At 56.6% G+C, this 18,426-nt stretch carries 21 protein-coding genes and 1 pseudogene; 6 read left to right on the plus strand and 16 right to left on the minus strand.

Features of this window, described 5'->3' with window-relative positions:
- Positions 1-25: 25 nt before the first annotated feature.
- The 5 genes and pseudogenes from CFter6_RS15350 to gltS all read right to left on the minus strand — a co-directional run bounded on the left by CFter6_RS15350 (position 26) and on the right by gltS (position 3,952).
- Positions 26-226 (minus strand): hypothetical protein, encoded by a 201-nt coding sequence (locus CFter6_RS15350; protein ID WP_041742042.1) that lies wholly within the window; start codon positions 224-226, stop codon positions 26-28.
- A gap of 134 nt (positions 227-360) precedes the next feature.
- Complete coding sequence (locus CFter6_RS15355) at positions 361-840, minus strand: OsmC family protein (protein ID WP_061540668.1); 480 nt, start codon at positions 838-840, stop codon at positions 361-363.
- A gap of 97 nt (positions 841-937) precedes the next feature.
- The gene (locus tag CFter6_RS15360; RefSeq protein ID WP_061540669.1) at positions 938-1,954 is read right to left on the minus strand and encodes a transporter; all 1,017 of its coding nucleotides are present in this window, start codon (positions 1,952-1,954) and stop codon (positions 938-940) included.
- A gap of 61 nt (positions 1,955-2,015) precedes the next feature.
- On the minus strand, positions 2,016-2,675 hold the full coding sequence (locus CFter6_RS15365) for a methyltransferase family protein (protein ID WP_061540670.1): 660 nt from the start codon (positions 2,673-2,675) through the stop codon (positions 2,016-2,018).
- Between the two features lie 66 nt (positions 2,676-2,741).
- Positions 2,742-3,952 (minus strand): annotated as a pseudogene (gene gltS, locus CFter6_RS15370) (sodium/glutamate symporter).
- A gap of 324 nt (positions 3,953-4,276) precedes the next feature.
- Between gltS and CFter6_RS15375 the strand changes: the two are divergent.
- Entirely contained in the window at positions 4,277-4,597 is a 321-nt protein-coding gene (locus CFter6_RS15375; protein ID WP_061540671.1) for a hypothetical protein, read from the plus strand.
- Positions 4,598-4,692: 95 nt separating this feature from the next.
- On the opposite strand, the gene CFter6_RS25695 is transcribed toward CFter6_RS15375, so the two are convergent.
- Both CFter6_RS25695 and CFter6_RS15380 read right to left on the minus strand, forming a co-directional pair.
- Entirely contained in the window at positions 4,693-5,121 is a 429-nt protein-coding gene (locus CFter6_RS25695; protein ID WP_150118780.1) for a hypothetical protein, read from the minus strand.
- 89 nt (positions 5,122-5,210) lie between these two features.
- Entirely contained in the window at positions 5,211-5,600 is a 390-nt protein-coding gene (locus tag CFter6_RS15380) for a hypothetical protein (protein WP_061540672.1), read from the minus strand.
- Between the two features lie 468 nt (positions 5,601-6,068).
- Here CFter6_RS15380 and CFter6_RS15385 point away from each other — a divergent pair, with 468 nt between their 5' ends.
- The 4 genes from CFter6_RS15385 to CFter6_RS15400 all read left to right on the plus strand — a co-directional run bounded on the left by CFter6_RS15385 (position 6,069) and on the right by CFter6_RS15400 (position 8,147).
- Positions 6,069-6,767 (plus strand): hypothetical protein, encoded by a 699-nt coding sequence (locus CFter6_RS15385; RefSeq protein ID WP_061540673.1) that lies wholly within the window; start codon positions 6,069-6,071, stop codon positions 6,765-6,767.
- Positions 6,767-7,291: a GTP-binding protein gene (locus CFter6_RS15390; RefSeq protein WP_236904285.1), complete on the plus strand. Its 525-nt coding sequence runs from the start codon at positions 6,767-6,769 to the stop codon at positions 7,289-7,291. Before CFter6_RS15385 ends, CFter6_RS15390 begins: the two co-directional genes overlap by 1 nt.
- A complete protein-coding gene (locus tag CFter6_RS15395) occupies positions 7,288-7,698 on the plus strand; it encodes a roadblock/LC7 domain-containing protein (RefSeq protein WP_150118781.1) in 411 nt (136 codons plus the stop codon). The genes CFter6_RS15390 and CFter6_RS15395 overlap by 4 nt, the downstream gene beginning before the upstream one ends.
- 89 nt (positions 7,699-7,787) lie before the next feature.
- Positions 7,788-8,147, plus strand: coding sequence for a hypothetical protein (locus CFter6_RS15400; RefSeq protein ID WP_061540676.1), 360 nt, complete (start codon positions 7,788-7,790; stop codon positions 8,145-8,147).
- A 72-nt stretch (positions 8,148-8,219) separates the two neighbouring features.
- On the opposite strand, the gene CFter6_RS15405 is transcribed toward CFter6_RS15400, so the two are convergent.
- The 9 genes from CFter6_RS15405 to CFter6_RS26695 form a co-directional block, all read right to left on the minus strand.
- Positions 8,220-9,131 carry an amino acid ABC transporter substrate-binding protein gene (locus CFter6_RS15405; RefSeq protein ID WP_082814812.1) on the minus strand — a complete coding sequence of 304 codons (912 nt, stop codon included), beginning with the start codon at positions 9,129-9,131 and terminating at the stop codon, positions 8,220-8,222.
- Between the two features lie 504 nt (positions 9,132-9,635).
- Positions 9,636-10,226, minus strand: a complete 591-nt coding sequence (locus CFter6_RS15415) for a hypothetical protein (protein WP_150118782.1) — start codon at positions 10,224-10,226, stop codon at positions 9,636-9,638.
- Positions 10,227-10,286: 60 nt separating this feature from the next.
- Positions 10,287-14,123, minus strand: coding sequence for a pilus assembly protein (locus CFter6_RS15420; RefSeq protein WP_061540680.1), 3,837 nt, complete (start codon positions 14,121-14,123; stop codon positions 10,287-10,289).
- A gap of 50 nt (positions 14,124-14,173) precedes the next feature.
- The gene (locus CFter6_RS15425) at positions 14,174-14,695 is read right to left on the minus strand and encodes a hypothetical protein (RefSeq protein ID WP_061540681.1); all 522 of its coding nucleotides are present in this window, start codon (positions 14,693-14,695) and stop codon (positions 14,174-14,176) included.
- 119 nt (positions 14,696-14,814) lie between these two features.
- Positions 14,815-15,990, minus strand: coding sequence for a PilW family protein (locus CFter6_RS15430; RefSeq protein WP_061540682.1), 1,176 nt, complete (start codon positions 15,988-15,990; stop codon positions 14,815-14,817).
- Positions 15,987-16,418 (minus strand): PilV family protein, encoded by a 432-nt coding sequence (locus tag CFter6_RS15435; RefSeq protein WP_150118783.1) that lies wholly within the window; start codon positions 16,416-16,418, stop codon positions 15,987-15,989. Before CFter6_RS15435 ends, CFter6_RS15430 begins: the two co-directional genes overlap by 4 nt.
- Positions 16,419-16,970 (minus strand): GspH/FimT family pseudopilin, encoded by a 552-nt coding sequence (locus CFter6_RS15440; RefSeq protein WP_167351400.1) that lies wholly within the window; start codon positions 16,968-16,970, stop codon positions 16,419-16,421.
- The gene (locus CFter6_RS15445) at positions 16,967-17,389 is read right to left on the minus strand and encodes a type IV pilin protein (RefSeq protein WP_082814813.1); all 423 of its coding nucleotides are present in this window, start codon (positions 17,387-17,389) and stop codon (positions 16,967-16,969) included. The genes CFter6_RS15440 and CFter6_RS15445 overlap by 4 nt, the downstream gene beginning before the upstream one ends.
- A 13-nt stretch (positions 17,390-17,402) precedes the next feature.
- On the minus strand, positions 17,403-17,537 hold the full coding sequence (locus CFter6_RS26695) for a hypothetical protein (RefSeq protein ID WP_257722406.1): 135 nt from the start codon (positions 17,535-17,537) through the stop codon (positions 17,403-17,405).
- A gap of 256 nt (positions 17,538-17,793) precedes the next feature.
- Between CFter6_RS26695 and CFter6_RS15450 the strand changes: the two genes are divergently transcribed.
- On the plus strand, positions 17,794-18,426 hold the full coding sequence (locus CFter6_RS15450) for a response regulator (protein WP_061540686.1): 633 nt from the start codon (positions 17,794-17,796) through the stop codon (positions 18,424-18,426).

Genomic DNA, 18,426 nt, shown 5'->3' on the forward strand with positions numbered 1-18,426 from the left:
GGTGCTGGCCGCACCTCTGCAAACATCACGCCAATGCTTCTTTGGCAGCTTGTTCCGGCGTCAGGCCGTCGTAGAACTGGTCGGTAAACCATTCCACCTGCTCTTCGATATGTTCTTGCGCCTGTTCCAGGGTCGCGCCGCCGGCCACCAGGAAACCTTCGACTTCAATGCACCAGTTGATCAGCGCCAGTGTTTCCGGGTCCAGCTCTTCATTCTTCTTTGCCATCATTTTTTCCTGTATCAACGTCATTTCATGGCAGTCTGGCAATATACCCGAGGCATGCGCCCGGGCGGCCAGCCTGCGCCGCCGGTATTCTACCTGCCTCCGCACCAATCGGGACAAGAGTGCCGAACGGGCGCTCATGAGACGGCATGGCTCCACGTGCCCTGGATCCGGATCTCGCTCTTCACCGAGCGCGCCAGGAAACACTCTTCGTGCGCCTTGTGGTGTAGCTGCCGAAGCGCGTCGTCGTCGGGGATCCTGGCGCCGGAAAAGGCCACGGCCGGCGCCAGCTCGACCAGTGCTATCCAGCTTTTGCCATCCTCCGCACGCTGCATGTGGCCGGTGGCGTGGTCAACATAATGGTCGACCAGGTAACCGGCGCCGCGCGCAATATCGAGGAACCACAGCATGTGGCAGCTGGACAAGGAAGCTACAAAAGCTTCTTCCGGATCGACATTGGCGGGGTTCGACAAAGGCACCCGGACCACATGCGGCGAACTGGATGCCGGCACGACCGCGCCGCCGTCGAATTGCCACTGGTGGGCGCGGCTGTAACGGTTATCGGCGAATGCCGCATCCTCTCGTTTCCACTCAATAGTGGCGACATGGCTAGACATGGAATTTCCTTATTGATGCGTTCTTGAATCATGACAAATCTTGTTAATCCATCGCTCTCGTAGGAAGGGCACGCCTTTGTGCCCACCCTATCCAGTCTCAATCGTCGTCGCGCTTCCTGAACGCCAGCCAGCCGGCAACCGCGGTGAAGGTGGCGACGATGCCGGCGATGATCCAGAATCCTTGCGGGTCCTGTCCCAGCGGGATGCCGCCCACATTCATGCCCAGCAGGCCGGCGATGATATTGATCGGCAACGCCAGCACCGTGACGATGGTCAGCACGAACAGGCTGCGGTTATTGCCCTCATTGACGCGCGCGGCGATTTCTTCCTGCAGCAGTTTGATGCGTTCCTGCAGCGTGGCGATCTCGTGCAGCACCATCGAAAATTCTTCCGTGGCATGGCGCAATTCTTGCGAATCGATCTCGGCCACCCAGTTCGGCGGCCGCTGCAGCAAGCGGAACAAGGCCGCCGGTTCCGGCGCCAGCAGGCGCTGCAGGCGCACCAGCACGCGCCTCAGCTCACCCAGGTTGGCGCGTTTCTGGTTCTGCTTGCCGGCCAGCAGGTTGTCCTCTATGCCGTCGACCCTGTGGATAGCGTCGCGCACGATCTTCGACAGCACGTCGGCCTGGTCGCGCAGCAAATGGGTCAGCAGCTCGACTGAAGATCGGATCGGTTCGCCGCTCTTGACCGCGTTGCGCAAGCGGTCGACCGCTTTCAGCGGCTTGAGCCGCGCGCTGATCACGACCTGCCGGTCGACGTTCAGGAAAAGCGTGGAAATATCCGCCGGATCGAATGAAAAATCGTGCAGCACGTCGTTAACCACCGCGATCAGCATATTGTCGACCAGTTCGATACGGGTCGAGCGCTGCCCTTCGTGCAAGGTCTCGTAGAATTCATCGCCGAGCTCGGCATGTTTTCTCAGCCACTTCTCGCTGGCGGTATTGGCCAGGTTGAAGTGCAGCCAGATGAACTGGTCCGGATGTTGGCCGCGCGCAACCAGCCACTCCTCCGCCTGCTTCGATTCAATGGCCTGCCCTTGCGTGTCCTTGTCGAATAAATAACCGCATACCAGGCCGGTCTGATCCGAGCCGTAAGGCAGTGTCACCGTCTGCATCGCTTCCCCCGTCAACCCAAACGCACAGTTTAGCGCAGGCTATCGTCGGCTCGCAGGCATTCTAATAAATTCCGGGAATCAGCCGCGATGTACGGGAGCGGTATGCTTCATAGCCGGCGCCGAACTGGCTGTGCAGCAGCGCCTCTTCGGCGCGCATGCGGGCCAGCAGCGGCGGGATCAGCAGCAGCGTGAGCAGCACGCCGAGTCCGGAACGGAAAACCAGGGACCAGCCCAGTGCATTCACCAGCAGGCCCAGGTAACTCGGATGGCGGATGACGCCATAGATGCCGTCGGTGACCAGCTCATGCCCCGGCTGGATCGCCACCAGGCCGCTGAAACGGCGACCGAGGATGAAGACCGGCCCCAGCCTCAGCGCGCCGCCGGCGATGAACAGCACCACGCCGGCCCAGCGCAAGGCATCGCCGCCGAAGGTCCAGAAGCCGATGCGATCGGAATAGGCTGGCAGGTAGGCTTGCAGCAGCCCTATCAGTCCGACCGCCGGGATGATCCAGCGGTTGCCGCGGTCCTCGCGCTCGCCGGAACTCAGGTTGGCGCTGGTGAAAAGCGCCGCACCGGCCAAGACGATGAAGGCGGCGGCAGTGACGGACAGCGCCGGCCGGGAGAAAAAGGCGATAAATCCGCCCTCGCCTAGAATGGCGAGCCAAAGGTAGGCAAGGCTCGCCGCTATGGTGAAGAACGCCAGCCTGGGTGTGAGCTGCATGAGCGCCTCCCTGATATGAACCTTCTTTATTATAGCCAGCTGCAGCCTTGCCCGAGGACGTCCAGCCTAGTTGTAAATCGGCAGCGCCAGGAACAGCTTGATGACGATCGCATTGGCAATATCGATGAAAAATGCGCTGACCATCGGCACCACCAGGAACGCCAGGTGCGACGGGCCGAAGCGGTCGGTCACCGCCTGCATGTTGGCGATCGCAGTCGGCGTCGCGCCCAGGCCGAAACCGCAATGGCCGGCCGCCAGCACCGCCGCATCGTAGTTCTTGCCCATCAGGCGGAAGGTCACGAAAATCGCATAGGCAGCCATCGCTACTGCCTGCACCGTCAGGATCAGCAGCACCGGCAGCGCCAGCGAAGCCAGGTCCCACAAGCGCAAGCTCATCAGCGCCATCGCCAGGAACAGCGACAAGCTGACGTTGCCCAGGACCTGGATGGCGCGCTCGAAAATCTTGTAGCCGACCAGCAGAGACAAACCGTTGCTCAATATGACGCCGACAAACAGCACGCAGACAAAAGTCGGCAATTCAAACGCGCTGCCATTGAGCTGGTTGGCAATCATGGTGCCGGCGGAAAGGCTGACAGCGATCAGGGCCAGCGCCTCGATGAATGCCTGCGGCGTGATCAGTTGCACCGCTTTCGGTTGTTCGAAACCCAGCGGCGCGCTGTCATCGCTGGTTTTGCCGGTCTCGGCAGACGGCAACTTGACGCGCTTGACCAGGAACTTGGCCACCGGACCGCCGATCAGGCCGCCCAGGACCAGGCCGAATGTTGCGCAGGCTATGGCAATCTCGGTGGCCGCCGCCAGGCCGTGGCGCTCGGAAAATACGCGCCCCAGGCGGCGCCGGTGCCGTGGCCGCCCGACAAAGAAATCGAAGCGCCCAGCAAGCCGATCAAGGGATCGAGGCCCATCAGTTTCGCCATGCCGATGCCGATGGCGTCCTGCAGCACCAGCAGCCCCAGCACCACGCCCAGGAACAAGACCAGGGTGCGGCCGCCGGCTTTCAGGCTGGCGAGGTTGGCGTTCAAGCCGATGGTGGCGAAAAACGCCAGCATCAGCGGTCCCTGCAGGCTGCTGTCGAACTGCACCTGGACACTGGAAAAACTGCGCAGCCCGAACATCAGCAAGGCGACCAGCAAGCCGCCCACCACCGGCTCGGGAATGCTGTAGGCCTTCAGCAGCGAGGAAGACGACACCAGCTTGCGTCCAAGCAGCAGCACCAGCGATGCCGCCACCAGGGTTTCCAAGGTATCCAGGCTAATCATCTATTTCCTTTCATCGTTTGATCAAATGCCAACACAAACCCGGCGCGCGGGAATTGTTGTCGTACGTAATTGTGCACGAAATAGTTACCTGAACGTTACCTGAATAATGACAATTTTGAATGTTTTTATTGTAGGAAAAAACCCACAAATATCACCACACTCAGGATTTTTATCTAACAATTTTTAACAAACTATTGTTTTTTTTGAAAACCAAATTAACATATGGACAATTGGTAAAAAATTAATCAAATCGATGGTCTAGAACCCGGAACATGCACCCGGTCGCGGCAGTGTTGCGACGCGCAATATTGGAAGGCAAGTACAGTGAGAACCAAGGATCTTAGTACATTACAGACGATTTTCTGTTTCATCGCTCTCGCCCCCGGCATCTGGTATTTCTTCTGCGACGGCATCGAGGTACTGGCAAGGCAGAATACACGCGCCATCGACAGGAACGTGGCGTTCCAGACCGTTGCCCAATATCACATAGCCAAACGCAGCGGACTGGCAAGGGTCGCCTGTGCCCAGGCGGCTGCGGCATCGACTTCGTTTCTGCGGGCGAACGATGAAAAAGACTACGAACAGTGGAAAGACACCGAGAGGTCGGACTGCAAGATCGCCGGTATAGAAATGGCGTCCAATTAGCATGAAAGCCAGGATGTGCAGTTTCGGCTATAACCGCTTGTTAATGTGAAACATCGGCTTCGATGCCGCCCCCCAGATTAACGTCGTCGCCGTCGTTAAGTGATACATCCTTGCCCTCCTCCCAAGTCGCGCCGTTGGCCAGCGGTCCTGCGGTTCTGGCTCATGCGGTCAAAGTCAGCCTGTGTATGCGGCAGGCACGGATGAGCGAATGCAGCGCTGGTCGGGGTTGTAGTGGGTTCCGGTGAGGTTTCCGGTGTGATGAGCGTTTCGGGCGTTGTGATTGTAACCGGCACCGCGCCGGGGCATGCAGGTGCGGCTGGCATCACTGCCGGCGCGGGTGCGGCGGGCGTAGCGCTTGTACCGCCCACGCTTGTCACCGGCGGCAGGTCGCCGCCGTTGCCGCACCTCGCCAGCAGCAGGGCTCCCAGGCTGGAAATAAAATGCTGGCGCGATATGCCTTCGATATCTTGTTCGAGACCGGCTTCTTTATCCGCTTCTGGTTTATTTACAGGTTTACTTTTCAACGACATATCCTTCTTGCACCATGAATCACTTGAGAAAGTGCCGTCGGGTTATTTGACGCAGAAGGTACGAGAAGTTGACCGGGCACTCGTCAAGAGTGCATGAATCCGCTCTTTGGCCGATCCCGGCGACTTCCCGCGGAGATCAGATAGTTGCAAAGCCATTCATAATGCACCTGAACTTCGGCAAGCATGCCGGCATATTGGGTTTCAATCTCGCGAAGCAGCTGGCAAGCCCTTTCGCGCATGGAATTTTCCATGTCGCCATGCTTTTCCAGCGCGTCGACAATGGCGTCGGCAACCCTGTCGTAGAACTGCAATTGATGCTGATCGCCGCAAATGCTCTCCCACTCTTCGCGAAATATCGTATCAAAAGTCAGGCTCTCGATAAATCGCGCGGCACTGGTAGTTTCGTCCAGGTTGAAAGAACGCAGTATTTGCGCTATCAACAGGGCATCGTCATCTGAAATTTTCTCCGCCATGTCAGCTCTCCTTTATTTAATATCGACTCCACCGATAGATTCCCGGTACTTATAGTGAGCAATGCAAAAAGCGATTCCAATCAGGGAATCCTGAAATTTGGGTAAGCATTTCCTTCAGATCAGGGGCCGCGCACCAACTCCCCATTCTCAAAAAACAACAACATAAGCGACAATTGCCCCCCATCAACTCTCACGGTCGGCGGCGTCACAGCTCGCGTAGGGAATTCCTGACAAGGCGCTTCCTGGATCCCACGCAAATATCAAGATCCCCTGATACCGCGGTTCCCGTGTATTGCCTACTCTTGTCGCAAGTCGCCGATAAAAAAGAGATGCCTCGCAAGGCTCCATTCATGCAGCAAACCAGGGTCCAATGATCCGGCGCATCTTCAAGAGGAAACACCATGCCGCATTCGCCATTAAGAAATATTCCGGGATTCGCGTTGATTTGCAACAATCGGCTCGGTGTCCATGATGCGTAAGACAACCTTCATTTCTGTCAAATATCTGGCTCAAAAAGAACTTCTGCGTTACGAACTCTTGATGCAGATAGCCGATGAAAAGACAGTGTTTCGCTGGATTTCGTCCGATCTCAAATTTGCCTCGGTAGTGCTGCTGGATCCCGCCATCTTCAAATCCCGTGAGGCGCTGCCGGCAAGCTGCATCTGCATCTGGATTTCCGACTCTGCCGTTCCCGCGGCCAAAAAAAACGACATGATCTTGCCGCTCAGCTTTCGCCTGCCGGACCTGGTCAGCGTGCTGGACCGGGCGGCCTTGCGCATACTGGACATGAAGACTGAGCAGATCTGTCCCGGCGACGTAACCGATCCTTTTTATCACAGAACTTACCGGATCTCGAAATGGACCCAACTGGAGCACGATCTTTCAGCTATCCGGTTTCAGAAAATCCTTGCAATCATGACCAAGCAATCCATCAACTGGCATTGGCTGCTTGTATACGGCGGGCTGACAGAGCGTGATGCTTATCTGTTTCTTGATGAACTAAGAAAGAGGAATGTGCTTATCGAAAGAATGAAATTGCCGGTCGCCCATGAAACCTCGCGCGTGACGTATGCAGACCAAAAGGAAAGCGGCGTCGGAATGTTTGTAAAGAAAATCAATCAATGGCTGGGCCGGAGCCGTTTGCAAGAATTGGAGAGAACGCCATAGTGTGCATACTTAGAATCGTCCTGCTGGGACCGATGGGCATAGGAAAAACGACGGCAATCCGCTCCTTGTGCGGCGACCTGATGGTCGATTGCGACGTTCCCAACATGGATCCTGCTTCGTCAGAAAAAACAAGTACGACCGTGGGGGCAGACTTCGGGGTGGTCGATCTGGATGGCGGCGAGCAGTTGCATATCTACGGCAGCCCGGGACAGGACCGTTTCGATTTCATGCGCGGCTGGCTGCTCTCCATGGCAATCGGCGTGGTCGTCATGATCGACGCCAACCAAGCGGATGCCGTGCGGACGGCGGAACGCTATCTGCAGACCGTCTTTGAAATTTCCGAAACCATGCCATGCATGCTGCTGCTGGCGCGCCCGATAAGCCCCGAGGCAAGCAACCGCTTCGCGTCGGAGTTGACCGCTGCGCTCGGTATCGCTGTCCCCATGATCACCGTGGACGTACGCGAAAAATCGCAGATGCTGGACGCCCTGGATATATTTTCTTCGCTGCTGATAACAATATGACTTCAAATAAAGCAAATTTCGCCCCTGCATCGATGGCAGCCCATCATGTATTCAATCAGATCGGTTTATCCCAGCACGGCATATCCACAGTGGTCATGACCACGCTTGACGGCCAGGAAATCGCTATCTACGATCCGGGACAGAAATTCAACGCCATCCGCCTCTCGGCAATGACCAGTTCGCTGGTTGCCATCGCACGTTCAGTTGGCAAGGAAGTGAACTTCGACGGCTGCGATCGCCTGATGCTTGAAACCCCGGCGGGAAAAATCATTTTCCGGCCGATCGGCAATCAATATCCCTATCTGCTGTGCGTGGTGGTCAACCGCGACGCCATCCTGGGCCACACGATATGGACGGTCGACAAGATCGTCAGCAATTTCATCCAGCGGATAAGCATGGATCAATAATTCAGTTTCACCATCACCGAAGTTGGTCGGCCGGCGGTGATGTTTCTGTTCCACCCAACGCCGCTATCCATATAAACAGGGAAAAAAACATGAGCAACATCAATGTCATCGTTGACACATTACTGAAAATCGACGGCGCGCTGGCAGCCGCAGTCGTCGATAGCAACAGCGGGATGGTTCTGGGGTCCGGCGGTACCGGCGTCGATCTCGAGCTGGCGGCAGCCGGCAATACAGAGGTAGTTCGCGCCAAGATGAAAACCATAAAAAGCCTTGGCCTGAATGACGTTATCGAAGATATCCTGATTACCCTCGGCAAGCAGTACCACATCTTGCGCCCGATAGAGAAGTACGAAGGCCTGTTCATTTATGTGGTGCTCGACAAAAACAAATCCAACCTGGCGCTGGCGCGCCGTAAAGTACTGGAAGTAGAACAAGCGCTGGAGATATAACTACGTCGGCAAGCGGACAATGATCCCAAGGTCAGGACGTAACAAAAACGTCCTCGCCTCGGGTGAAATTCCTCAGTCGTTGATTTTATCGGTAGGGTAAAGAATCGCATCCCGCAGCAGGTATCCCATCGGCATATTCATGCTCTTGCCGCGCGGCGGAATCGGACTCATGAACCATTTGCTATAGATCTTCCGAAAATCGCCGTCATTCTGCATATTCGCCATTTGCCGGTCAACCGATGCCTTGAACTCTGCATCGTCTTTGGTCAGCATGATAGCGTAGGGTTCCACCGACAACGGATCGCCGACGATCGCGAATTCTTCGGGATGCCTCATATTCGCGCGAAGGCCGTACAGGATAACGTCGTCCATCACGAACGCAGCGACCTGTCCCTTTTCCAGCATGCTGAACGATTCGGCGTGATCGGTTCCGTCAACCAGGTTCAGGGCCAACGCTCTCACCTTGTTTCTGTCGTTTAACAACTTGACAGTAGTGGTTCCCTTGGTTGTCACGACTTCTTTTCCGCGCAAATTTATCCAGTTCTTGATACCCGAATCTGTGCGCACCGCCATCCGCACGCCGGCAAAAAAATGCGGAACGGTAAACGCTACCTGCTTGCGACGCTCGGCGTTATTGGTGGTGGTACCGCATTCCAGGTCAGCCTGGCCGCTTGTAATGGCGTTTATGCGGGTGGAAGGCGTCACAGCCATGTATGTCACTTTCAACTGCGGCAGTTTCAATTCCTGCCGTATGCCTTCGATGATTTTCGAGCACAGGTCGATTGTAAAGCCGATCGGTTTCTTGTCCGCATCAAGGTATGAGAACGGCGCCGTGGTTTCCCGATAGGCGACCGTGACAGTCTGGGTATCCCGGATCTTGGCCATGGTGGCGCCGGCGATCGCCTCCGGGGAAAACAGCAAGGAACTTAGCAACATCGTTCCAAAAAGAGAATATCCCGCCCGCAGAAAACCGTCAGTGTGCATCGAATCGCCTCGTTGTGAGAAAAGAAGAATGCGAAATCCTGGAAAACGCATTTGGCAGCCATTGCGCCGCCATCAGGATAATCAGAGCTTGGCTGGAGGTATATCGGGAGATCCTGATCTTGATGTAGGGATAAAAGCCCTGGAATCCAGCGCCTAGGCTATCTCGCAGCGCTGTCAGTTTGTCGCGAAGAAAATTCCCGGCCCCTGTCGATGGCCAGGGCGCCGTAAATAAAAAAAGCAACTAGCCCGATGCCGCATAAACCACTCAATAAAGTCAGGTCAGGGCTCCACGTTTCTCGGTCCAAACGAAACACGATAAGAGCCGCCAGTGTCGCTCCCATCAATATGCCCAGGACGCTCCCCACCGCCAAATCGCTCATTCTCAGATGACTGTTTTGCGACCGTATGAATTGCCAAATATCGTTGAACCTGAACGTTTCCATATCATCCCCATCTGTCGATTTTCATTTTCTTCCTGCACCGTCCTTGGCCTCCTCTTGCCCCTTACTCGGGCGCGCCATTCAGTTCCGAACCGATATGAAATTCCAGGTCCTGGTACGAATTCACATCCGCCCCCGCCAGCCTGGCCGGCATGAAAGACGTATGGCGCAACATCGTTTCGATTCGCTCCAGCGCTTGCTGGTCATCGTCAAGAGCTTGCAATGTGTCGATAGCGGTCACCATGCCGCGTGCATCGATATACAGACGCACGCGGATCGGCACCCCCGAGACCGCAACGCCTGCCAGCAAATCCGGATCGGGCGCACTGTATGGCAAAGCGCCCTTGTCCACTTCCTGCGGTCCGTAATATATCGGCGGCTGGAATGCCGCTTTTTCGAGCGTTACGCCGCCCTGCAGCTGCTCATCGAATTGCTGTTGGATTGCGCTATCTGTACGCGCCCTTGCAACTAGCGGCGCGCTTCCGGCGGCGGCAGACGCCGCGGCAATGATGCGCACATCGATACTTTTTTCCGATCCGGCATCCGCCGCCGCGGCTCCGGCGACCACCGTCTGGTGGCGCCACAACGTCAGCACCAGGATGTGCACGGCCAGCGTGAGCCCGACAGCGGACAGCCGGCGCATATCGCGTTTCACGCCCCATGGCCGTTTTACATGCATATGCTGCTTCGGCAGTACATTGCGCGGTCAGTCAATTCAATTGGCAACCGGAATCTGCCGCCAGTTCAAGCGATTGAACGGATTATTCAATGAAGGCGCTGGTTCATACGTACCGCTCTTGCCGTCGCTGGTGGTGGTAACCAGCTTCACTTTGCCGTTGATGTTGGCAAAATAGATGCCGTTATTCAGCCCCGGCGCCGTCACCAACGCCAGGTCGGAAAACTGAGACTTGCCAGTGCTGTAGCTGACTGCATAGACATCGTTGCTCCCGGAAGGAGTACAAACGTCGCCATCCGGCAGGTTGGCGGCGAATGCCACTATGCCGCCGTTGGCGGCAGTTTGCGATGTAACGCGCCGCGCTATATTGTTGCCGCTCAGTCCCAGGTCGATATACCAGCCTGACGGCCTCTCGGGCGTGGCGCCGATACCGGTTGTCACGTCCGTGTTGTTGTTCAGGTTGGCACGGGTAATCGGGTACTTGCCGACGGCGGCGGGCAAGGTGGAGACGGTATCGAACCTGGTCCCGGTGCCATCGTTGATGGCGTAGAAAGTCTGGACCTGGCTGCTCTTGATATCGCTGTCCGCCAGCAGTTTGCCGGTGCCGATCAGTACATAGCGTTTCAGCGAGTTTTTATCGACCTCGATCAACGGCCGGGTGGTGACAGGCTGTACCGCAGCTGCGCTGGACGGATCCGTCAGCAAGGCGATCTGCGTCGGCGCATCGTAGCTGCTGCCGGTGGTCTTGGTCAGGTCCAGGCGCCATACATTGCCCAGCAGGTCGCCGGCATACACGGCGTCCGCCGTGTAATCGGTAAAGTCGCCGACATAGGCCGCTGCCTGGGCCAGGCCGGCCGGCGCGTTTGCGCTGCCGGCGCCGGTCGGAATCGGCGGTTCCAGCAATTTGCCGTTGCTAGGATTGACGATATAAAAATACCCCATGCCATCGGCATTGTTGTAACCCGAAGTCAGGATCGCCACCCAGCCGTACTTGGCGGTCTTCACCACGACCGGGGGACCATAGCTGTAGCCCATCGTTGCATCGGTGAACTCCCACAAGACCGCTTTGGCGAGATTGGCTTCATTGCTCAGCATGCCGGGATTGGTCACATCGAGCGCGTAATAACCCTTGCCGCCCTTGCCCAACCCGCCGATCAGCAGCGAACGCCAGTCGGCAGAACTGTTGGCAGCGCCAGCCCTGCCGAAATCGACATCGGTCACCAGCGGCGTTGCATCGACAAAAAAGTGATGGATATAGTTGGCGCTGGTCAGCGACGCCAGGCCGTTTACCGCGGGAGTGGCGGTCGGTCCCTGATACAGGAAGCTGGGCACATAGGCGAACAATTCCTTACCGCCGCTCAAGCCGCCGTCAAACGCATGCAGCATGCCGTCATTGGCGCCAACGTACACCACCGTGCCGCGGTCTTTCTGGGCATTGACGAAACTGCTATAGCCTGGATTGCTGGAATCGGCGTAAGTTGCCGCCGGCGCACCCACCGGATCAGCCTTTGAGGTAACGATATCGCCCAGCAGATATGCGCGCTGACGGAATGGATTGCCTTCCTTGCTGCGGTCGCCGCGCAGGAAATTGACGACGTCTTTAGTGGTCACGCCGGCTATCGCCAGGGCTGCAGCATTGCCCGCGTTGCCGATATTGACGGCACGGAACGGCACCCCTTTGCCGCCGTCGCTGGTGGCGATGAAACGTTGCTTATCCCAGCCATCGACTTGGCGGCTGTCCGTGGCTGCCTGTGTCTCCAGCAGCAGGCGCGCATTCCACGCGGCTGCCGTGGTGACTGCCTGGCCGGTGCTGGCGTCGAACTGCAAGGCGCTGGCAATCACGTCGCCCGACCAGTTCGCCGAGAAATATTGGGTGCTATAGCTGACGGTGCCGTCGGTGACGGCCACCGGTGAAGCTACCGCCAGCGAAGAAGAAAACTGCGAGGCCGAATTGATATTTTTAAAGGCGTCGGTTAATGACGACACCATCAGGCCTGCTTTGCCAGCGTCATAATAATTGTCCGGCCTCAGATTGCCGTTGCGGTCTGTGTCGCCAGCCTTGTTCCAGCTCGATTGCGCCAGCGCCGTGGTATTTCCATACGTACTATAGCCATCAGGAACTGCAAAACCTCCGTATTTGGCTGCCAGCCAGTATGGATTGTTTTTACGCTCAATATTTGTTTCCATCACGTCCAGCCAGTAGGTAGCCGCAGTAGTCTTGAATAACTTGGTTTTTGTACCCGAATTGAGAAAATCGTTGGGACGCAAATCGCTGGTATGCGCTGCGTAGGCAAGGCCGGCAATAAAGTAGCTATTCTGATCGCAACACCAGCCTGGATGCACCTTCCCCAGGTTCCCCAGCCCTTCCAGCGCACCAACCGCGTTGGTTGCATCGGTGACATTGATCGGACCGCCGCTGACATAATTTGACGGCACCGGATTCGGCAACGCTGCCGGCACATCCTTTGCTACTGCGGCGGGCATGGCTGGTTCAACGCTAGCATTGGCAATGGTGCTCCCGGGAAGATTGGAGTCGGCGTGGGTATTTTCATCGCCGATGCCGATAATGAAATTCTTTTGGCATGCATACTGGATCGGATCGTCCCAGTTGGTGATTACCGGGAAGCCGTCAGCCATATTGGCATTCACGCCATTGGTGTATTCGGGAACATTGCCGGCATTCCGGAGATAACGAATTCCCGCGTAATACAGCTCGCTAACCGGATCCGCACTCTTGTATATCTGGCTGGCAAGACCGAATTTATTCAAATAATTGATGACGCCGCTGTTGGCGATGGTGCTGCCGGTGATTTTGCCGGTGGCGGCGGCATCGCTGCTATCGGGATTATTCACGAAAATGCCTGTAGCAGGATCCCATTCCTTTTGCGGGTTATCCAGACTGGTCGATCCCGGCACCGGCGTCTTGGGGCCGACTGATTTCATCCTGACACGCAATACGCCGCCATCGCGAAAGACATTCGAATCATTCAAATAAGAAATCGCAGCAAACCGCAATTTGTCGGCATTGTTTTGAATCAAACCGGTTGGCTTGTATATATTGTTGCCATATTGGGTGCAGTTGGTTTCCAGCGACACCGCACTCGAATCGCACACCTTGACCAATACCGGGATGTCGAAAGTGCCGTCGGCAGTCGTGCTCGATGCCGGGATGTTCTTGCTGCCGGAGGTATATGCCGTGTTTGCGAAAGTCCCGAAGGTGCCGGGAGTATCGTCGACGCTAATGGTGGTGGCGTCATTGCTGTTCGATACCCGCATCGAAGTCCCGAAGCCGTACACTCGCACATAGATGTTCTTCCAGTTTTTGCCGCTGAATGGCGTAGCCCCGCTTATCGTCGCCGCATCCTTGGTAATTGCCTGGACAGGAAAATTTCTCACGCCTCCCTGGCTTGACGGCATATAGCCCTTTTGCAATACCGTGGCAGTCGTGGTGTCTATCGCGCGATAACCGCCGGTCAACACCCAACGGAAAGGGTCGATGGTCGAGGTAGTCGCCCAGTTCAGGAAATTGCCGCTCCATTGCCCGGAACAGACGTGATTCGTGGCGGCCTTGCTTGCCGCAAAGTAGCCAGCGGCATTATCGTAGTCATAGCATTTGCCCGGATCGAAATAGCCGATGAACGTCGAGTTTGAGGAGTACGGGTCGGTATGCGCACGGCTTGTCGCCGTGGGATATTCAACCGACAAGGTCAACAGTACATTCGAGGGCACAATGATGTTGCTAAACATGGGCGTGTCGTTCAGCGCGATTTGCGCATGCGCCGCGCCAACAGTACCAAGCACCAGTATACCGAGCAACAAATGCAAAAAACGGTTCAGCCAGTGCCGCGTCTGGAGCGTATTGGGGGATCGATTCATGTAGTGATGCTCCTGTTTATGCCTGACAGACAGCCGTCAGCCATCTGCACTTAGTGAGTGAACGTAATCTGGGTAAAGGTCTGGGTATTGCGCGGCCCGAGCGCCATGACCGTCAGCCGGTAGACAGGCCCTAGCCCCGCACTCACCTTGGTGACGCCGGCCGTGCCTTTCTTGTCGTCGACGAACGACCCCATCGTGCAGGTCGACTTATCGGGCACCGTGCCCGATATGCACATCCTGTCGATCACATAACGCAGCCGGACGCCTGTCGCAGCGTCGGTGATATCGTCTTTTTTTGCCGACGCGATCAATACATCCGGGATGCCCGGCAATTTTGTCGACGGCAGCACGTGAGCCCAGTAATTTTGAGCCGCCTGGTCGCTGTACAAAACGGTTTCCGACACCAGCGCACCGCTGACGAACTGGGTCCGCACCTGCGCCACGGCGCGTTCAGACTGATTCGCCAGGTCACGCTTGAAGGCCAGGTTGCCTGCCGTCAGCAAAGATGTGTCGGTCGAACTGATCAGCGCAACGCTGGCTAGCATCAGTATCAGCAGCGAAATCAGGGCCATGATCAGGACTGATCCGCGCTGCCTTGTGTTTTTCTTCAATTGCAAGCCTGATTTACGCACCGGCGGAAAGCCGCCGGACCGCGGTTGAGAGTATGGAAGTATGTTCACGGCATGCCCTATCAGTCGCTCAGCACAAGCGCATTGCGCAACGGAATGACAGCATCCAGTACCCGGTACCGGAATTTCTGTTCTGCGGCCGTCAAGGTCTTGGCATACGAAAATGCCGTATCCCCGAACATAGCCGGCAAGGTCGCTATCGGTAAAACCGCGTTCTTGTCCTCAACCGCGGAACGCATGATCAAGCCGATGCGGATTGCCTTGATCGAGGCAATCAGCTTGCCGGCGTTCACGCTGCCGTCCAGCAGCGCGCCGGCGGCATAGCTGCCCGAAGGCGCGGTCCAGGTGATATTGCCGTTGTTGGCTTTGTCGACGCCATACAGCGCCTGCATTTCGATCACGCCGTCGGCGATCTGGTCAGTATCCGTGGCGGTTCCGTTCAATAGATCGAAACCAACCAGCGTGTTGTTGGCGCCGACTCCAAACAGTTTGAACGAAGGCGAGTTGCCAAGATTGAGTGCGACTGAATCTGAAGAGTAGCTGCTCAGGGCTTTATCGGTGCCCGCGGTATAAAAGACGCCGCCCAGTGGCAGCACCCCAGTGCTGGCCGGGCCGGCATAGGAGCCATCCACGGTTTCAACCAGACACGGAAACAGTGAAGCTAGGCCGGGACGGTCCGCCACCAGCAATTGCTGTCCGGCGGAGAATGACAGCGTATTCAGCAAATGCAACTGGGAGTTCGGGCTGATAGTGGGGACGCTGGTTGATTCGATCGGCATTTCGCTGTAGCCGGCGGAACCTGCCATCACGATCAGGGTATCGGACAACACGCCTTTCGGATCTTTCCAGATGATCACTGGCGCCATGCGGAAAGCGCCGCCGATACCTGCGGTCAATCCATCAAACGGACTCGGCAAAGCGGCAGGCGGGATGACCGCCTTGCCGTTGCGCATGGCATTGATCGCGCAGCCGAAGGTCAAGGTGTACTGCTGGGAAAATCCGGTGCCGGCGCTCCTGATGGCCTGGTCCAGCTGGTACAGCGCGAAGGCGCCGTTCTGGTTCATGTCGTTAGCGCCGGTGGTGTTTCTTTTACGCGCTTCGCTGACCGAAATCACGCTGAAAATCGCCAGCGACACCACCAGGCCGATGGCCATCGCCACCATCAGCTCGATCAGGCTCAGACCGCGCTGGAATAACGCACACATCCGCGGCGCCGTGCTTTCTGATTGCTTCTTCATTGCACCACTACCTCGGTCGTATAAGTATGGCTGGCCGCCGCCGTATTGTTCTTCGTGGCCGCGGTCCAGCTGATGGTGATGACGACCAGGCTGGCATTGCTCGGATCAAGCTTGGCGACGCCGCTGCCGCCATGGAACGCTGCCTTCACCTTGGCCTGCCAGTTGGTGTAGTCCTTGGCATTGCCGCCGTCGGCGGCGCATAGCAGATCGCAACTGCCGTTGGCCAATTTGCTTTTGCTCCACAATGTGGCGACCAGGTTGTCGGCGAGCAGCGCAGCTTGGCTGCGATCTTCGGCGCTGATGGAATTATTGATGGTTGCGGCCTGCAATCCGACCAGCCCCAGCATGCCGAACGAAAAAATCAGGATCGCCGCCAGGACCTCGATCAGCATGAAGCCACCTTGCCGTTTCAGAGAGTGATTCGTCATTTAGCATCCCGTCGGCGTGGTGTTGGACAAAGTGAGTTTCGGGTCGCACATGCGTATCTGCCCGCTTTGCGTAACGACCACCAAAAGCCGACGGTCGCCAGAATTCTTGATTTCGAATTTATAGGACGCCGCACTTGCATTGTTGAGCCGCCCGAGGCTGGTAAAAGTCAGGGTATCGACGTCGCCAGTGACAATGACATTGGCATTTGCGCCGCCCAGCGAAGAACCTTGCACGTAGAGATCGGAGTCGGCCGCTAGCAACGAGCCGGTTTGCTGCACGTACCAGTTGTTGCCGGTCTTCGAGGTTGCCGCATCCTTGGCCGGCGTGACTGCTGTGAGCCGGAAATCAACCAGCCGGCTGCGCCGTACAGCTTCGGTTTTTGCCAGCCGAATGCCGTTTTGCAGCGCCTCGGCGGTGGACCTGACCTTGGTATTCTGAATCCACATGGTGAACGACGGCAAAGCCACCGTCATCAGGATCGCCGTCACGGCAATAGTGACCATCAATTCGATCAGGCTGAAACCGCGGCCGCCGGACGGGGACTGCGTCACGCGCATGGCTGCCCTTTTTTAACGATCCAGGCGCGGTCGCATGTGCTGCCCCAGCCGTCTTTCAGCCCCGTGGTGGCTTTAATTAAACCCTTGGCAACCGTGTAAGTGTAGGTATAAGAAAAAGCGCTGACAGGTCCCTGTCCGGCGGCCGTGATGGCATATTCCTGATCTGTCAGGGCGCAGGTAAACGTAAAATTCTTGGTGTTGCCGCCGCAAGGCCCTGCGGTATATTTCCGGTTATCCTGATAAAACTGCTCCAGCTGCGCTTGCGCGGAAGACATGCCGTTGGTGGCGTCCACCAGATAACCGCGCAACACATAATCGGCATAGTTTGGGTAAGCAATCGCCGACAGGATCGCAATAATGGCGATCGTGATCATCAATTCGATCAAGGTAAAACCTTTGCTTGCCATAGCCATGCTAGCCTTCTTTTCAAATGGAAACTTTTTCCAACAAACGATAGCGAATGCCAGCTGGCATAGCGTTTTTCCGCATCGGCAAACAAGGAGCTTGATGGTGCAGCCACGCCGCAATGCCGGACAGACGCGAGAATAACAATTCTTTCATAGAGGAAATATCGTCATATCCTGAACTTGATGTAAGGATTTCCCTGCTCTCCATAGACTGGAGCTTGCCGCTGTATCAAGTAAAATCCAGGACAGCGGCAGAAGTTAAATCTGTTGCAGGAATGACACGAGGAAAAGAAAACGACTGCTTGCCGGAAGGTGCGCGATAATGGCGAAAAAAACGATGGTTCCGCGAATGGCAGCTCATGACGCAAAAGTGCGGCTGGCATTTCCATCCATAATGAATTGAGGGATTCATGATACGAGTACTGATTGCCGACGATCACGCGATCATGCGTGAAGGACTGAAACAATTGTTTGCGCTTGGTAAAGAAGTGGCGGTAGTCGAGGAAGCCGTCAACGGCGGACAAGTGCTCGATGCCTTGCAGGCGGGCGGCATCGACCTGGTATTGCTGGACATGACCATGCCGGGTGTCAGCGGCGTCAACCTTATCCAGCGTATCCGCGCCCACGAATCCAATCCGCCGATCCTGGTGCTCAGCATGCACAATGAGCTGCCGATTGCGCGCCGGGCCCTGGCCGCCGGCGCCGCCGGCTACCTGACCAAGGATAACAAACCGGAAATACTGATGGCCGCCATCCGCAAAGTAGTGGCGGGAGGACGCTTCATCGATCCTGAACTGGCAGAACAGATGGTGTTCGAATCGAGCAGCTCCGACCAGCGCCCGCCGCATGAACTCCTATCCGACCGGGAGTTCCACATCCTGCGCCTGCTGGTGCGCGGCAAAAGCGTCAACGAAGTTGCCGAAGAACTGGCGATCAGCAACAAGACTGTCAGCACCCATAAAGCGCGGCTGATGCAGAAAATGAACTTTCAGAACAATGCCGAGCTGGTGCGCTACGCGATTACCTACAACCTTATCGAGTGA

Source organism: Collimonas fungivorans (assembly GCF_001584145.1).
In the GTDB taxonomy this organism is placed as follows: Bacteria; Pseudomonadota; Gammaproteobacteria; order Burkholderiales; family Burkholderiaceae_D; genus Collimonas; species Collimonas fungivorans.

What these genes read in the sequence shown, in the direction of transcription:
- CFter6_RS15350 (WP_041742042.1), bottom strand. Translation starts at nt 226, where the DNA reads ATGGCAAAGAAGAATGAAGAGCTGGACCCGGAAACACTGGCGCTGATC.
- CFter6_RS15355 (WP_061540668.1), bottom strand. Translation starts at nt 840, where the DNA reads ATGTCTAGCCATGTCGCCACTATTGAGTGGAAACGAGAGGATGCGGCA.
- CFter6_RS15360 (WP_061540669.1), bottom strand. Translation starts at nt 1,954, where the DNA reads ATGCAGACGGTGACACTGCCTTACGGCTCGGATCAGACCGGCCTGGTA.
- CFter6_RS15365 (WP_061540670.1), bottom strand. Translation starts at nt 2,675, where the DNA reads ATGCAGCTCACACCCAGGCTGGCGTTCTTCACCATAGCGGCGAGCCTT.
- CFter6_RS15380 (WP_061540672.1), bottom strand. Translation starts at nt 5,600, where the DNA reads ATGGCGGAGAAAATTTCAGATGACGATGCCCTGTTGATAGCGCAAATA.
- CFter6_RS15385 (WP_061540673.1), top strand. Translation starts at nt 6,069, where the DNA reads ATGATGCGTAAGACAACCTTCATTTCTGTCAAATATCTGGCTCAAAAA.
- CFter6_RS15395 (WP_150118781.1), top strand. Translation starts at nt 7,288, where the DNA reads ATGACTTCAAATAAAGCAAATTTCGCCCCTGCATCGATGGCAGCCCAT.
- CFter6_RS15400 (WP_061540676.1), top strand. Translation starts at nt 7,788, where the DNA reads ATGAGCAACATCAATGTCATCGTTGACACATTACTGAAAATCGACGGC.
- CFter6_RS15405 (WP_082814812.1), bottom strand. Translation starts at nt 9,131, where the DNA reads ATGCACACTGACGGTTTTCTGCGGGCGGGATATTCTCTTTTTGGAACG.
- CFter6_RS15420 (WP_061540680.1), bottom strand. Translation starts at nt 14,123, where the DNA reads ATGAATCGATCCCCCAATACGCTCCAGACGCGGCACTGGCTGAACCGT.
- CFter6_RS15425 (WP_061540681.1), bottom strand. Translation starts at nt 14,695, where the DNA reads ATGGCCCTGATTTCGCTGCTGATACTGATGCTAGCCAGCGTTGCGCTG.
- CFter6_RS15430 (WP_061540682.1), bottom strand. Translation starts at nt 15,990, where the DNA reads ATGAAGAAGCAATCAGAAAGCACGGCGCCGCGGATGTGTGCGTTATTC.
- CFter6_RS15435 (WP_150118783.1), bottom strand. Translation starts at nt 16,418, where the DNA reads ATGACGAATCACTCTCTGAAACGGCAAGGTGGCTTCATGCTGATCGAG.
- CFter6_RS15445 (WP_082814813.1), bottom strand. Translation starts at nt 17,389, where the DNA reads ATGGCTATGGCAAGCAAAGGTTTTACCTTGATCGAATTGATGATCACG.
- CFter6_RS26695 (WP_257722406.1), bottom strand. Translation starts at nt 17,537, where the DNA reads ATGAAAGAATTGTTATTCTCGCGTCTGTCCGGCATTGCGGCGTGGCTG.
- CFter6_RS15450 (WP_061540686.1), top strand. Translation starts at nt 17,794, where the DNA reads ATGATACGAGTACTGATTGCCGACGATCACGCGATCATGCGTGAAGGA.